The sequence below is a fragment of the Noviherbaspirillum sp. Root189 genome (assembly GCF_001428545.1).
In the GTDB taxonomy this organism is placed as follows: Bacteria; Pseudomonadota; Gammaproteobacteria; order Burkholderiales; family Burkholderiaceae_D; genus Noviherbaspirillum.
This window is the reverse complement of sequence record NZ_LMHZ01000033.1, coordinates 12,287-26,049: the sequence shown is the minus strand read 5'-3', so window position 1 is coordinate 26,049 and position 13,763 is coordinate 12,287. Positions and strand designations below refer to the sequence as shown.

Here is a 13,763-nt window from a genome sequence, read left to right as displayed (position 1 = left end):
TCTGCCTTATCTGTAGGGCAAACCGCTGGGCTGCAACTGAACTGAATTGAAAATATGAATATGTATAAGGCAATACTTGGAGCCGTTGCATTGCTTACGCTGCCGTTTGCTGCCAGTGCTACGGAATATCGAATAGTCGAACGCCCACGCCAGGAATGCTGGCAGGAGCAGGTACCAGTACAGGCTGCAGGTAATGACTACGGTGGCGCAATTGTTGGCGGAATTGCCGGTGGTATTCTTGGAAACCAAGTCGGTGGTGGCAGTGGAAAAACCATAGCGACTGCGGTTGGCGCGATGACAGGCGCAGTAGTGGGTGACCGTATGTCATCAAGGTCAGTGCAGTACCAGAACGTTGAGCGGTGTCAAACGGTTGTTGAACAAGTGCGAGTGCCAGCTTATGAGCAACCGCCTCAAGTCTACCGACAGCCTGTTCAGGTGCAGAGTGCACCAGTCTACATCATGCCAGAGCCTATGGTCGTTGACTCACCTGTCTACTACGTCGATGAGGGGCCTTATCGGCGTCATGGCGGCCGAGGTCATTGGAAGCATCATCGCCATCATGACGATGACGATTGAACGCTAGTGAGCTCAACTAAAACTCAGGTCATCCAATGACAAAGGGACGCTCTGTACTCAATTAATAGACGTAGTTACCCATTTTGCCTCGGAATCGTAGGCTGATATCTTGCAAGAGATTCAAGCAGCGCCCGAATGTCCACTGGCTTAACAAAATGGAAATCAAAGCTTCCATCGAGGGCCCTTCGCCAAATGCCGTCTTTCCCAGTTAGCCAAAGGAGTGGCAGGTAGCACCCGGCAAGCTCTGCTATTGCTATGGCAAAAAACAGTCTGAAGGTTCGCGCAAAATCAGTCCACTCCATACTCAAGTCCGCCTAATCTCAAAAAAGGTGGTCGATTTTGCTAACTCCTTCGGCTTTTCGGCGATGGGCGAAGCATCGCAGCATTCGTTGCTTGACGACGGAGGAAGCTTAGGGTCAGCAGCTGATAAGTCCTCAATAATAGCGCAGTCCCTAGTCGGCCCTTTGCAGCAAGCCTCATCGCAACTTGCGACGAATGCTGCCAGACTTGCTTCCAAAAGGCGCATCTCCTCCTGTTTTGCACGCACTTCATTCAGATGGATTTGAGCCATGTCGCGCACTTCGATACAGGAGCGGTCACCGTCCTCGAATAGGGCGACCAGCGTCCGGACTTGTTCGATCGGGAATCCGAAATCTCGGCAGCGCTTGATGAAGGAGAGACGCTTCAGGTCGCCGTCTCCATAGAAGCGATGCCCATTGGCGGCACGCTGGGCCGGCGGCAGTAATCCTATTTCTTCGTAGTAACGAATCGTCGGCACGTTCATATTTGTCTGCGAGGCGAGCGTGCCAATCGTGAGATTACCCTGCAGCATAACGTCTCCTATCAAAAAGTCCTTGCACCTCAAGTTACTTGAGGTCGTACCTTTCATGCAAGCAGATCTTTTTGACGAACGAAAGGAGTAGTGATGAAGGTAACAAAAACGAAATTAGGCTCGGTAGCTGGGGCAGTAGGTGCCACCGGTGCTGTTGCCGCAGCCTGTGCTGCGTGTTGCGTCAGCATCCCTCTGGTCACTCCATTGTTTGCCTGGCTTGGGTTGTCCGGACTAGGGGCCGCAGCAACTGGCTGGTATCTGCCCGTGACAGGTGTTTCCACTCTGGGCATTGGTGCATTTCTTATCGCTCGTCGTCGGCGCAAGGCGAAATCGATCTTAACGCAAAGTACCAGCGGCTGCGGGTGTGGCTCCAGCTGTAAAATTTGATGAAAGGACACCCCATAAATACGATACAGTGGCTCCAATTGCTTGCACTTTGTCACCGGTTAACTTCAGAAGCCGGGCCCAGTGGCTAAATGACCTCACTTCCGAGGCATTGATTGCGGATCAGGTTGAAGGCTTGAGCGCTCGTCTGACCTATAAAAGGGACGCCGCCGCGGACGTTGAATCGCTGGCTCGCCAGGAGCAACACTGCTGTGGCTTTCTCTGCTTTGAAGTCGAGCGTGGTCCAGACAACGTAATACCGACGATTACTGCGCCGGTAGCCTCCGGAGACGACGCTCGGACACTGTTTGCGCCTCCGATTCCAAGTTAAACACTGTCCCACTTTTGTCTTCAAGACCTTCTATGACAATGTCCGCAGCACTCTGCTTGGTGTACGTATCCCAACCTTCAATGCATTGGAACGGCGTGATTCTATTAGAGTTAGCTTTCGCCGGCCAAATACAGGCATCGCTTTTGACGTTTTAGAGGAACAAGCAAGGCACTGTAGCGCTTTGATAGCACGCCTGACGTCTTAAACAAGCGATTTGGCTGTGGCACTTTTTGCGTAGTCCCATCTGGAACAAAAAGGCGGTAAATGGTAAAAGCTGAAAACAAGAGACCTCGCTATACGAAGAGGTGGTGTGAGTTGCAGAAAGCATTCGCACGATGAACCCAAATCCCTTTCGAGATTCAGCACCTCGCCGTAGACCAAAACGAATCTTCTTCGCCGTTTTGTAGCCAGTAGACCATCGCCTGCTTGCTGCTTTGGGAGTTACATTATTTGTCGGGGAGGCCCCCGACAAACGGCTATCTTTGATTATTTTTCTTTAGCAGAAGTGACGTCAACGTTCGGCACTTGAACGGTTCGCTCTTCTTTCTTGATGGTCGGGACTTCAACTGTCTTTTCTTCTTTTTTAACCGTAACATCGGGCGTCTTTACGTCATACTCAGGGAGCTTTACGCTGCCTTCCTTGGTCTTTTCTACTTCATATTTCGGCAGGCTGACCTTTCCTTCTTTTGTTTTATCAATGTCGCAAGCGGTTAGTCCAACTGCCAACAACACAGAAGCGACAACGGTAATTTTTTTTGAAATCATAAAATCCTCCTTATCAATAAGGTCCATCTACGAAGATAGACCCTCGACAGGAGAATCAGTTGTGGCAAAATTGTTATCAAACGTGACAGGCACGAAGTCGGTTAGCGATGGCTACACTTATAGATGCAAGATGGGAGGTTTGACAAAACTCAAGCGAGATAGGACCTTCTCTCCTCGACTCAAGGAAGGAAACTATGCAAGGGGTATAAATCCGAAATGGCATATGAACTGTAACTCATCGAAGACGACGAAGCCGCCGTTTACCTTACGCTTAAACTATTGAAGAGCTGCGGCTTCGTTGCAAAAGCGGATGTCGTGCGAGACGGTTGCAATACCTGACATGCCACGGACTATACGCTAAACGGAAGATAGGTCATCCATCACTCATTCTGTTCGACTTGAAGCTGCCACACTTGGACGGCATCGAGGTGCTGAAACAAGTGCGATCTAATCCCGCATTGTCTGGTATACCGATATTCATCCTCAGCGCTGCTGCGAGCTACGAGTACATTCATCGAAGTAATCTTCTTTGGATATCAAAGTACATCGTAAAACCCTTAAACGCTGGCAATTTTATGTCTGATATACACGGTTCTTCCACAAGCAAGTTGCGAAGATTAGATGAAGCACACCCGGCCTTCCCAAATTGACTACTTGTTTTACCAGCCTGCACAGCTTAGCCCGTTAGACACTATTGTCCTAGCGCGCTAGAAGTGAAACGTTAAATGTGGTGCAGACAATTGATAAATTGACCCTATTAGCGTAATAGACGCGCACCGGCAGAGGTTGCTATAATCTGTCCCGTCATTGGGGAGTAGCCTACCTTCACACTTCTGGAGGTGCTTGCGTCAACACACTTGGCCGTTCGGCCATGGCGTAAGCGGTTCCTAAGCTTGGCAAGACCTTTGACCATACTGCCTTCGGACTGGCCGGGGAGAAGTATGGTCATTGGAATTTTTGTCCGGCCTGGGAGCGTATTACAAATGGAAGCATTCCTTATCTCGACTGGCATCGTTGCGTTGGCCGAAATCGGCGACAAGACACAACTCCTCGCATTCATCCTCGCAGCAAAATTTCGCAAGCCCATACCGATAGCATTAGGCATCTTGGGCGCAACGCTGTTCAATCATGGTTTTGCGGGTGCACTCGGTGCCTGGATCACGTCGTTACTGGATCCTGGGACGCTGCGTTGGATTCTAGGCGTATCGTTTATCGCAATGGCTGTTTGGACTCTCATTCCAGATAAGTTTGATGAAGACGATGCCAAGCTATCGCGTTTCGGGGTTCTTGGTGCTACGTTTGTAGCATTCTTCCTCGCGGAGATGGGCGACAAGACTCAAGTGGCGACCATTGCGTTGGCGGCGCAGTACAACACGTTTGTGGCGGTCGTTGCTGGTACCACCCTTGGAATGATGATCGCGAATGTGCCGGCGGTTCTGCTCGGCGACCGGTTGGCCAATCGACTTCCTGTGCGACTGGTACACACCATTGCGGCGGGTATCTTCGCCGTTCTTGGCTTTGCCACGTTGCTTGGTGCTGGAAAAAGCTTAGGATTTTAATCCAGAGTAGTGTCGCCAAATCTGCTGAACCAACGAGAGCAATCGCACTGTTTTTCCTTCAAGTGAAAAAGAAATGCAATATAGAACCACCATTTTAAAACGTCTTGAGCAGACCTTGTGGCGCGTTCTGCCTGGGCTCTCGTTCGTGTTCAGCGTACCAAGCGTTGCAGGGGAATCGCACCGAGAAGTTTCCTCTTTACGAGTACGTGTCAATGATCAAATCGTGCTTGGTGAGGCAGACCTGCATCGTATGACGTTCAAAAGCGATAAGGCAGCGATGGCTGTTTTTCGCAAGAACGTTATCCGACTTCGACAAGGGGATAGAGTTCAGCTTCAGGTCGAAATTGTGGACGCTCCTGCACAGGCCGCCGACGTCACGCGAAGCACCAGCTTGGCATACGAGTCCCTATCGCCTTGGAAGATAAAGGTGAACTCCGACGGGCTAGTCACAATGGCTCCAGACGAACGCTATCGCTCTGACCAAGTAAACACAATGGCCGGTGATACAGCGGTTTTAATTTTATATAAGACGGATACGCACGTTTTATGGAACAAAGTGTTCTTTTCCATTGCTCGCTGATGATGCAGTCCAGCCAAAAATGAAATAACTCTTCATGAAGGTTACTTGAAGGGCAGTACATTGAGACTGACTTTGGTAAGGTCGTTTCCAGCTTCGTCAATTCATAGGGAGGTTTCTCTCAAACGCCAACGCGCGGCGCAATGACATAGGCCACAGGACCCAGATGGCTGCTGTCCATGCACCCACAACGAATAGGATGCCCCAATTGCTGCGAGGCTTACGGTCTTCACGTTCCATCCATTCATTTCCCTTTTCTCTGCAGCAGGTTGGTGTTTCAACTCGATGGCACTGCTGGCAGATGGCTGGCACATGAGCTCGCATGCACTTGCTATCGGCTTAAGCGCCTTCGCTTCTTCGGCGGCTCGCAAGTACATATAAGACCCCAGGTTTGCGTTTGGCACCTGGAAAATCGAGATATTGGCCGGCTACACCAGTGCGGTGTTCCTGCTTGGTATCGCAGGCATGATGGCGTTCAGCTCCGTCGAACGAATTTTCACTCCGCAGCCCCTCCACTACCGGATGCAATCATCATCGCAGTAATTGGTCTTGTCGTGAACATTGCGTGTGCACTGATACTGAGCGGTGCTCACCACCACAGTGAGCATGGGCATCATCACGGACATCATGACCTCAACCTTAGGTCCGCCTACGTGCACGTCATTGCGGACGCTACCACCTCGTTCTTGGCAATTGCTGCGCTTGTGGGGGATGGCTTTATGGATGGGATTGGCTGGACCCGGTTAGGGGCATTGTCGGTGCCGTATTGGTAGCAGTCTGGGCGAAGAACCTGATTATAGATACCGGCAAAGTGTTGTTAGATCGTGAGATGGACGCACCGGTCGTCGCCGAAATTCAAGCAATCATCGAGGCGAACGACAACATCAGGCAAACAAAGCTGGTCGATCTGCATGTCTGGCGCGTGGGAAAGCGATTCTATTCTTGTGCACTAAGTGTGGTTACCAAAGACACAAGCCTTACCACCAGCAAGATTCGCGATGAGCTTTCGATACATGAGGAAATTGTCCACTCGACGATTGAAGTGCATCACCTGCTCGGCAAAACCTGAAGGGCTGAATAAATACTTTGAAAGGAAGACGCGCTGCCCACCTTAACCGGCAGTCCTTTCTTCCTTGGGGCTGGAACATTGCGGCACATTACCAGGAGCGGTAAATCGTAAGTTATCTTCAAGCCTCCAGTGTCTATCAAAGGCCGTCCCAAACCCGAGACACTCGATGTTCCAAGAGTACATTACGCGGGGACTTGGTGTCCTGTAATCGCCCCTATTGCCCTACCGACGAGTTTGGAGATGCAACCTACCGCTGGCGACAATATTACGTTTTCCTTCGAAAGACCGAGGCGAGCAGTTATACGTCGCGAACCCACATCGAGATATGATCCAGCGACTTTCTGGAGCGCCCCATAGAGAAAATTGGAAGGCTATAAAGGAAAATTTGGAAAACGTGTGCTTAGGTCCGGACGTTGCAAGTATGCATGCTTGACCTAGCAAATCCAAGAACCTTTATATTCAATCTCGGCAACATTTTCCAATGTTGTACGCGATTTGATTCGCTAGTGGCAATGAACAAGTTGCGCTACACTAGCTGAAATAACCCTTTAACAATGAATGCGTAGATTGTTATCATCATTCGGCAGGCTTATAGCTACCGTTCTTCTCATGACGTTCCTGACCTCAGGAATCGCCATGGCTGCGTACGTATGTCCGGAACTTGCAAAGCCGACCATGCCGGAGATGATGGAAGGAATGCCCTGCGCAGAGATGGATAAGGAAAAGCCTGTCCATTGTGTTGAGGCACAGGTCGGCGACAAGTTGGCGTTAGAGCACTTTGCAACGCCGCCGACGCTTAGCCCGCCGACCATTTCGTTTGTCATTCCAGCCATTGCGGCAGTTATCCCGCCTTTTCGCACCTCTTTCTGGTCTGAGCTAGTCTTGGACTCAGGAAACGACCCGCCATACCTCCGAACGCAGCGACTGCGTATTTGACTTGACCTCCTGTTGTCACGCCGCCCGGCATATCGCCGGAGCCGGTGTTCGTCTTTGTCACAGGGGGTTTCATGTTTTTGCGTATCAATACGCGATTGGTTCCAAGTAACCGGTCGCATTCACTACGTCATGTCAGCGCACTCATAGCTCTGGCGTTTGGCACAGCCTTTGCCCATGCTCAGGCAAGTACACTGACCTTGAACGAGGCACTGCAGCTATCGCTACAGCGTTCTTCCTTGCCCAAAGCAGCGGAAGCTGCCGTACAAGCGAGCCGGGAGGCAGCAGTGAAAGCTGGCCAGCTCCCGGACCCGATGCTCAAAGTCGGAATCGAGAATCTGCCAGTCAACGGTGCAGACCGCTGGAGTACGACGCAGGATTTCATGACCATGCGTAGGGTCGGTATCGAGCAACAATGGGTGTCGTCAGATAAGCGGGCCGCCCGTTCAGACCGTGCGCAGCGAGCTGTCGAATCCGAAGAAGGCAACTATCTTGCGGATGTCGCGAAGGTACGCGAGGAGACAGCCAAGGCATGGGTCACAGTTCTATATGCGCAGAGGTCACTAGCTCTCGTCAAGGCACTCGAGCAGCAATCTGTTGCAGATTTGACGGCCGTTCAAGCGTCGCACCGGGGTGCCAAAGCTACAGCAGGTGACGTCGTACAGGCCCAGTTAGCCGTTACCCAGACGCGGGACGCTGTCCGAAAGCGCGAACTGGAGCTCCAGAACGCGAAGCTAGCTCTGAGCCGCTGGACAACCACCCCTGTGGAGACGGTGTCCGACCAGACGCCCATATTGGAATCCCGGGTTCCGCATCTCTCTATTGAAGACCTAGAGAAGTACCATCCCGCGGTTCTCGCTGCCCGGCGAGCCATCACCCTTGCGGATGCAGAAACGACGGTAGCTACAAAGGAGCGACGTCCGGACTGGTCTATTGAAGCCGGGTTCAGCCAGCGGCCGCATTTCTCGAACATGATTTCCGTAGGCGTCAGTATCCCCATCACGGTCAACCCGTCGCAGAGGCAGGACCGTGACATTGCCGAACGCTCCGCAATGGGAACGAGAGCTCGGCTGCAGTACGAAGATGCTGTACGGGGGATGCAGACTGAAATACGGACCTTGGCCTCCACACTTTCAAGCCAAAGAGAGAGGCTTGCCCGGCTCAAGTCAGAACTATTGCCCGCCGCCAGCCAGCAAACCGAGTTGGCCACTGCTGCGTATCGCGCAGGCACCGGCAGTCTGAGTGCAGTTTTCAGCGCACGAAAAACGCAACTTGAGCAGCAATTGCAGATAGCAGAGCTTGAGAAAGATGCGGCTTTGATTTGGGCAAAGCTTGAACATCAAGTCGTGCCGCATGAGTTGGCATCAGTCGCGAAGGCACAGCAATGAAAAACAATTTTGCACTCAAGGCACTGGGCCTGACTCTTACGGGCGCTGGCCTGGCATTTGGTGGCTACTGGATTGGCTCACATTATCAGCAGGACAAAGGGTCTGGACCTGCATTGAAGCAGGCAGCTGGGAGAGAAACAATCGACCCCAAGTCAGGCCGCAAGGTGCTGTACTGGCATGACCCCATGATGCCCGGGCAGAAATTTGACAAGCCAGGAAAGAGTCCATTCATGGACATGGAACTGGTCCCGGTCTACGCGGATGAGGCTGGTGGGGACGGTGGTGTCAAAGTCAGTCCTATGCTTCAGCAGAACCTCGGTATCCGGTACGCAACCGTCCGTCGTGAGGAAACGAAGGATGCCTTCGAATTTGTCGGCACCACTCAGTTCGATGAGAGCGTTGTAGAAGTCGTACAGAGCCGTGTGACCGGCTATATCGAACGGTTGCATGCCCGTGCGCCTATGCAGCGTATTAAGCGAGGCGAATCTGTCGCGACATTATTTGTGCCTGAATGGATTGCTCCACAAGAGGAGTACCTAGCGCTCAAGCGTAGTGGCAATGATGCACTGGCTTCCGCCGCCCGGGACAGGATGCGGACGCTCTCGATTCCCGACAGCTTGGTTGCACAGCTGGAGCGGACCGGAAAGGTTCAACGAAATCTAACTCTGACATCTCCTGTGGCCGGCGTCGTAACTGAACTGCCTATACGCGACGGTGCCATGGTATCGCCCGGGATGACGGTCGCAAAAGTGGCCGCGCTGAGCAAGGTCTGGTTAGTGGCTGAAATCCCCGAACAGCAGGCCAATGCCGTTCGGCCTGGAATGAAGGTGGACGCATCATTCGCCGGGAACCCGGACCGCAAGTACTCTGGCCAAGTCCGCGAGATTCTGCCCGGCGTAAGTGTTACGACTAGAACGGTTCAGGCTCGACTCGAACTGGATAACCGTGATGACAGCCTCACGCCCGGGATGCTGATGCGTGTCCAAGTGAGGGCCGAAAAAGCAGTGCCACGCCTTGTTGTTCCGACTGAAGCTGTCATCACCAGCGGTAAGCGTTCAGTCGTCTTGGTGGCAGCCGAAAACAATAGCATCCAGCCTGTTGTGGTCACCACCGGTCGGGACATGGGCGATAACACGGAGGTTCTGAGCGGCCTCACCGAAGGGCAAAAAGTCGTGGCTTCCGGACAGTTCCTGATTGATTCCGAGGCAAGGCTGAAATCTGTTCTTCCCAAGTATGCAGGCCAAGAACAGAGTCAGGCCTCTGCACGTCCATCGCAGGGGTCAGCCGGTAAGGCGTACAAGGGTGTCGGCAAGGTCGAGAAAGTATCTCAGGAAAGCATTACCTTCTCACACAAGCCAATACCGGAACTGAAATGGCCAGCCATGACCATGGACTTTAGCAAGCCGCGTCCGGATGCGTTTGGCGACATCAAGGTTGGCCAAGATGCCGAGTTTTCGTTCAAGGAAGGTAGCGACGGCAGCTACGTGCTGGAGAGTGTTACGCCGGCTGGCGGAGGCAAAAAATGATTGCGCGAATTATCCAGCAATCCATTGCGAACCGCATTTTTGTACTGCTTGCAACCGTAATTCTGGCCGCATGGGGTCTCTGGTCGCTAGGGAAGACACCGCTGGACGCATTGCCAGATTTGTCCGATACGCAAGTCATCATCCGTGCTCAGTACCCGGGTAAGGCCCCTCAAATCGTTGAAGACCAGGTCACCTATCCGCTGACGACCGCACTTTTGTCGGTCCCAGGTGCAAAAACAGTCCGGGGATATTCCTTCTTCGGTGATTCGTTCGTCTATGTCTTGTTCGATGACGCAACGGACCTGTACTGGGCTCGCTCCCGCGTCTTGGAATACATCAACCAGGTACAAAGCCGCTTGCCGCAAGGCGTGCGTGCCGAACTGGGCCCTGACGGTACCGGTGTCGGTTGGGTATTCGAGTACGCGCTGGTAGACCGCACGGGCCAAAATGACTTGAGCCAACTCCGGGCACTGAACGACTGGTTCATGCGCTTCGAGTTGAAGACTGTGCCGGATGTCGCGGAAGTGGCCAGTATCGGTGGCATGGTCAGGCAATACCAGGTGGTGGTCGACCCAGACAAATTGCGTGTCTTCGGTATCTCGCATACCAAGGTGCTGGAAGCACTTGGCAAGTCTAACCAGGAATCCGGCGGTTCCGTAGTCGAGATGGCTGAGACTGAGTACATGGTCCGCTCTCGAGGCTACCTGCACTCACTGGAAGATTTCCGTAATGTCCTACTGAATGTCAACGAGGCTGGAACGCCTGTCTTGCTGCGGGACGTGGCGACAGTGCGGCTGGGCCCGGAAATGCGCCGCGGTATTGCCGAACTCAACGGAGAAGGCGAAGTCGCGGGCGGGGTGGTCGTCATGCGGTCCGGTAAGAATGCGCTTCAGACCATTGAGGCAGTCAAGGCGAAGCTCGACACGCTGAAGCAGTCTCTTCCCAAAGGCGTTGAAGTGGTGACGACCTATGACCGGTCAAATCTCATTAAGGCTTCGGTCGATAACCTCCGGAACAAGCTCATCGAGGAATTCATTGTTGTCACGGTTGTCTGCGCGATATTCCTGTTCCATCTTCGCAGCGCGTTCGTCGCCATCATTTCCCTGCCTTTGGGCATTCTTGCGGCCTTGATTGTCATGCGCTACCAAGGCGTGAACGCCAACATCATGTCTCTTGGCGGAATTGCCATCGCCATCGGTGCGATGGTGGACGCGGCCATTGTGATGATTGAGAATGCCCACAAACATCTGGAAAAGTACGCGCACGACTATCCAGACAAAGAACTTGGCGCCCAAGAGCGGTGGGCCATTATCACCCGTGCTTCTATTGAGGTTGGTCCGGCGCTGTTCTTCTCATTGTTGATTGTGACCCTCTCGTTCTTACCTGTATTTGCTCTGGAGGCGCAGGAAGGCAAACTTTTCGCCCCTTTGGCCTACACGAAGACGTACACGCTGGCTGCGGCGGCAGGACTGGCGATTACGCTGGTGCCGGTGCTGATGGGCTATCTGATTCGCGGGCGTATTCCAAGCGAGGCGTCTAATCCGCTCAACCGAGTATTGATTGCGGCTTACCGGCCGCTGCTGGAAGCCAGCCTTCGACATCCAGTCGCGGTCATCATGGTCGCCGTTGTCGCACTCGTTCTGACGGCCATACCGGTCTTGCGGCTAGGCGGGGAGTTCATGCCGCCGCTTGACGAGGGTGACTTGCTGTATATGCCTTCCGCATTGCCAGGCTTGTCGGCGTCGAAAGCCAGCGAGTTGCTGCAGCAGACCGACCGTCTCATCAAGACTGTCCCGGAAGTAGCAACCGTGTTTGGCAAGGCCGGCCGCGCAGAGTCGGCGACTGACCCAGCGCCGCTCGAGATGTTTGAGACCACCATCCAGTTCAAGCCACGAGAGCAGTGGCGCCCGGGCATGACGCCAGAGAAGCTGGTCGAGGAGCTGGACAAAGTCGTAAAAGCGCCGGGCCTGTCCAACGTCTGGGTTCCACCCATCCGAAACCGCATCGACATGCTCTCCACTGGCATTAAGACACCGGTGGGGGTGAAGGTGTCCGGCGCCGACTTGGGGCAGATTGACCGGATTGCGGCACAGGTTGAAGCGGTCGTAAAGGCTGTGCCGGGCGTGACGTCCGCACTAGCCGAGCGGTTGAGTGGCGGGCGGTATATAGATGTCACGATTGACAGGAGGCAGGCTGCCCGTTACGGCTTGGCAGTTGCTGACATCCAGTCCGTCGTTTCCTCTGCTATCGGTGGGGAAAACGTTGGCGAGTTGGTGGACGGCCGCCAGCGGTTCCCAATCAATGTGCGCTACCCGAGGGACTACCGCGATTCCTTGCAGAATCTGCGCGAGCTACCCCTTGTCACTGAACGGGGCGCGCAACTCCGACTGGGAGATGTCGCGCAGATCCAAGTGACCGACGGCCCGCCGATGATTCGAAGCGAGAACGCCCGGCTTTCGGGCTGGGTATACGTCGATGTACGCGGGACCGATTTGCGAACTGCCGTGCACGCGATGCAGACCGCCGTGCAAAAAGAGGTCAAGCTTCCGCCTGGATATTCGATTGGTTGGTCCGGCCAGTTCGAATACATGGAGCGTGCGGCGGCAAAGCTGCAAACCGTGATTCCGCTCACTCTTGCCGTCATCTTCCTGCTCCTGTACCTGGCATTCCGGTTGACGTCCGAGGCCTTGCTGCTCATGCTGACCGTACCGTTTGCGCTCATTGGGGGCTTCTGGTTCGTATGGGGGTTAGGCCATGCCGTTTCCGTAGCGACGGCCGTTGGCTTTATTGCGCTGGCAGGCTTGGCCGCGGAGTTCGGGGTTGTGATGCTGGTCTACCTCAGGAACTCGCTGAACGCCCGCCTTCAAAGTGGCGAGCCGTTGACCAAGGAATTGATTCTCGAGGCAATTCGAGAGGGAGCCGTTCTGCGCGTTCGCCCCAAGGCGATGACCGTTGCCGTGATTCTTGCCGGCCTGCTACCCATCATGTTCAGCAGCGGAGCCGGCTCCGAAGTTATGCAGCGTATTGCCGCCCCTATGGTTGGTGGCATGGTCACCGCACCCCTATTGTCACTTTTCGTCATACCCGCGGCATGGCGCCTCCTCCAGGAACGTCGGCTACGGGAAGCAACAAAAATTTCAACCACGACTATCAAGGAGCCGCACCATGAAAACGTCGCTGTTTAAATCAATTTTAGCGCTTGGCCTGATGGCCGCCGCACTGACTGCCCACGCTGACCAAATGAACGGTGGCAAAAGGATGGACATGGGGGGCATGAAGATGGACGGCATGGCCGAAAAATCTTCTGAAGCTGCGCGCGTGAACGAAGGCGAGGTCAAAGCAGTCGACCAGGCTGGCAAGACCGTCACCCTCAAGCACGGCCCAGTCAAGTCAAAGACCGTCGAAATGCCTCCGATGACTATGACGTTCTCCGTTGAAAAGGACACCCTGCTGTCGAAGGTCAAAGTTGGCGACAAGGTGAAGTTCAACGTCGAAACCGTCAAAGGCACGGCAGTCGTTACAGCACTTCAGGTTCAAAAGTAACGAGGTTATCAGATAAACGGCGCGGCGCGGCTGAGGGCTGTGCTGCACCTATTTCCGGGGAGGACGCGGTACTTTTCCACTTCACATGAGGAGGTAGCTATGAAGCTCTCATTACTGGCCATTCCCTTACTATCATCTGCGATCTTGGCTGGCTGCGTAACGGGCCAGGCATCTCAGCCGGATGCCTCGATGGGTTCTATGCCCATGACCATGATGTCAGATAAGCAGATGATGGACATGTGCATGACGCATATGAGTCAGATGTCCCCGAGATGAAGCA

General features: G+C 53.8%; 11 protein-coding genes, 1 pseudogene and 1 riboswitch. Of the genes and pseudogenes, 9 read left to right on the top strand and 3 right to left on the bottom strand.

Annotated elements, in window-relative coordinates; translation table 11 throughout:
- Positions 1 to 54: 54 nt before the first annotated feature.
- Positions 55 to 576 (top strand): glycine zipper 2TM domain-containing protein, encoded by a 522-nt coding sequence (locus tag ASE07_RS28245; RefSeq protein ID WP_082584271.1) that lies wholly within the window; start codon positions 55 to 57, stop codon positions 574 to 576.
- A gap of 304 nt (positions 577 to 880) precedes the next feature.
- On the opposite strand, the gene ASE07_RS18515 is transcribed toward ASE07_RS28245, so the two are convergent.
- Both ASE07_RS18515 and ASE07_RS18510 read right to left on the bottom strand, forming a co-directional pair.
- Positions 881 to 1,408, bottom strand: coding sequence for a MerR family transcriptional regulator (locus tag ASE07_RS18515; RefSeq protein ID WP_082584270.1), 528 nt, complete (start codon positions 1,406 to 1,408; stop codon positions 881 to 883).
- Between the two features lie 1,201 nt (positions 1,409 to 2,609).
- On the bottom strand, positions 2,610 to 2,888 hold the full coding sequence (locus tag ASE07_RS18510) for a hypothetical protein (protein WP_235548528.1): 279 nt from the start codon (positions 2,886 to 2,888) through the stop codon (positions 2,610 to 2,612).
- 326 nt (positions 2,889 to 3,214) lie between these two features.
- Here ASE07_RS18510 and ASE07_RS30805 point away from each other — a divergent pair, with 326 nt between their 5' ends.
- From ASE07_RS30805 to dmeF, 4 genes and pseudogenes are all read left to right on the top strand, one after another.
- Positions 3,215 to 3,538: a response regulator gene (locus tag ASE07_RS30805; RefSeq protein WP_442946099.1), complete on the top strand. Its 324-nt coding sequence runs from the start codon at positions 3,215 to 3,217 to the stop codon at positions 3,536 to 3,538.
- Positions 3,539 to 3,685: 147 nt separating this feature from the next.
- Positions 3,686 to 3,862, top strand: a riboswitch (yybP-ykoY riboswitch).
- Between the two features lie 9 nt (positions 3,863 to 3,871).
- Positions 3,872 to 4,447: a TMEM165/GDT1 family protein gene (locus ASE07_RS18505; RefSeq protein WP_057292309.1), complete on the top strand. Its 576-nt coding sequence runs from the start codon at positions 3,872 to 3,874 to the stop codon at positions 4,445 to 4,447.
- Positions 4,448 to 4,520: 73 nt separating this feature from the next.
- A complete protein-coding gene (locus ASE07_RS18500; RefSeq protein WP_057292308.1) occupies positions 4,521 to 5,027 on the top strand; it encodes a hypothetical protein in 507 nt (168 codons plus the stop codon).
- A gap of 258 nt (positions 5,028 to 5,285) precedes the next feature.
- Positions 5,286 to 6,093 (top strand): annotated as a pseudogene (gene dmeF, locus ASE07_RS18495) (CDF family Co(II)/Ni(II) efflux transporter DmeF); the annotation flags it as partial.
- 548 nt (positions 6,094 to 6,641) lie between these two features.
- Here the strand turns inward: dmeF and ASE07_RS28945 are convergent.
- Entirely contained in the window at positions 6,642 to 6,917 is a 276-nt protein-coding gene (locus ASE07_RS28945; protein WP_156396753.1) for a hypothetical protein, read from the bottom strand.
- A 183-nt stretch (positions 6,918 to 7,100) separates the two neighbouring features.
- Here ASE07_RS28945 and ASE07_RS18485 point away from each other — a divergent pair, with 183 nt between their 5' ends.
- From ASE07_RS18485 to ASE07_RS18470, 4 genes are read left to right on the top strand one after another with little or no spacing between them, the layout of a single operon-like run.
- Entirely contained in the window at positions 7,101 to 8,414 is a 1,314-nt protein-coding gene (locus ASE07_RS18485; protein ID WP_057292306.1) for a TolC family protein, read from the top strand.
- A complete protein-coding gene (locus ASE07_RS18480; RefSeq protein WP_057292305.1) occupies positions 8,411 to 9,940 on the top strand; it encodes an efflux RND transporter periplasmic adaptor subunit in 1,530 nt (509 codons plus the stop codon). The genes ASE07_RS18485 and ASE07_RS18480 overlap by 4 nt, the downstream gene beginning before the upstream one ends.
- A complete protein-coding gene (locus tag ASE07_RS18475) occupies positions 9,937 to 13,125 on the top strand; it encodes an efflux RND transporter permease subunit (RefSeq protein ID WP_057292304.1) in 3,189 nt (1,062 codons plus the stop codon). The genes ASE07_RS18480 and ASE07_RS18475 overlap by 4 nt, the downstream gene beginning before the upstream one ends.
- Positions 13,106 to 13,483 (top strand): copper-binding protein, encoded by a 378-nt coding sequence (locus ASE07_RS18470; RefSeq protein WP_057292303.1) that lies wholly within the window; start codon positions 13,106 to 13,108, stop codon positions 13,481 to 13,483. The genes ASE07_RS18475 and ASE07_RS18470 overlap by 20 nt, the downstream gene beginning before the upstream one ends.
- The last annotated feature ends 280 nt before the right edge of the window (positions 13,484 to 13,763 follow it).

Excerpts from the sequence above, each read along its gene's own strand:
- ASE07_RS18480 (WP_057292305.1), top strand. The coding sequence starts at position 8,411 with ATGAAAAACAATTTTGCACTCAAGGCACTGGGCCTGACTCTTACGGGC.
- ASE07_RS18485 (WP_057292306.1), top strand. The coding sequence starts at position 7,101 with ATGTTTTTGCGTATCAATACGCGATTGGTTCCAAGTAACCGGTCGCAT.
- ASE07_RS28945 (WP_156396753.1), bottom strand. The coding sequence starts at position 6,917 with ATGACAAACGAAATGGTCGGCGGGCTAAGCGTCGGCGGCGTTGCAAAG.
- ASE07_RS18515 (WP_082584270.1), bottom strand. The coding sequence starts at position 1,408 with ATGCTGCAGGGTAATCTCACGATTGGCACGCTCGCCTCGCAGACAAAT.
- ASE07_RS18470 (WP_057292303.1), top strand. The coding sequence starts at position 13,106 with ATGAAAACGTCGCTGTTTAAATCAATTTTAGCGCTTGGCCTGATGGCC.
- ASE07_RS18505 (WP_057292309.1), top strand. The coding sequence starts at position 3,872 with ATGGAAGCATTCCTTATCTCGACTGGCATCGTTGCGTTGGCCGAAATC.
- ASE07_RS28245 (WP_082584271.1), top strand. The coding sequence starts at position 55 with ATGAATATGTATAAGGCAATACTTGGAGCCGTTGCATTGCTTACGCTG.
- ASE07_RS18510 (WP_235548528.1), bottom strand. The coding sequence starts at position 2,888 with ATGATTTCAAAAAAAATTACCGTTGTCGCTTCTGTGTTGTTGGCAGTT.
- ASE07_RS18500 (WP_057292308.1), top strand. The coding sequence starts at position 4,521 with ATGCAATATAGAACCACCATTTTAAAACGTCTTGAGCAGACCTTGTGG.
- ASE07_RS18475 (WP_057292304.1), top strand. The coding sequence starts at position 9,937 with ATGATTGCGCGAATTATCCAGCAATCCATTGCGAACCGCATTTTTGTA.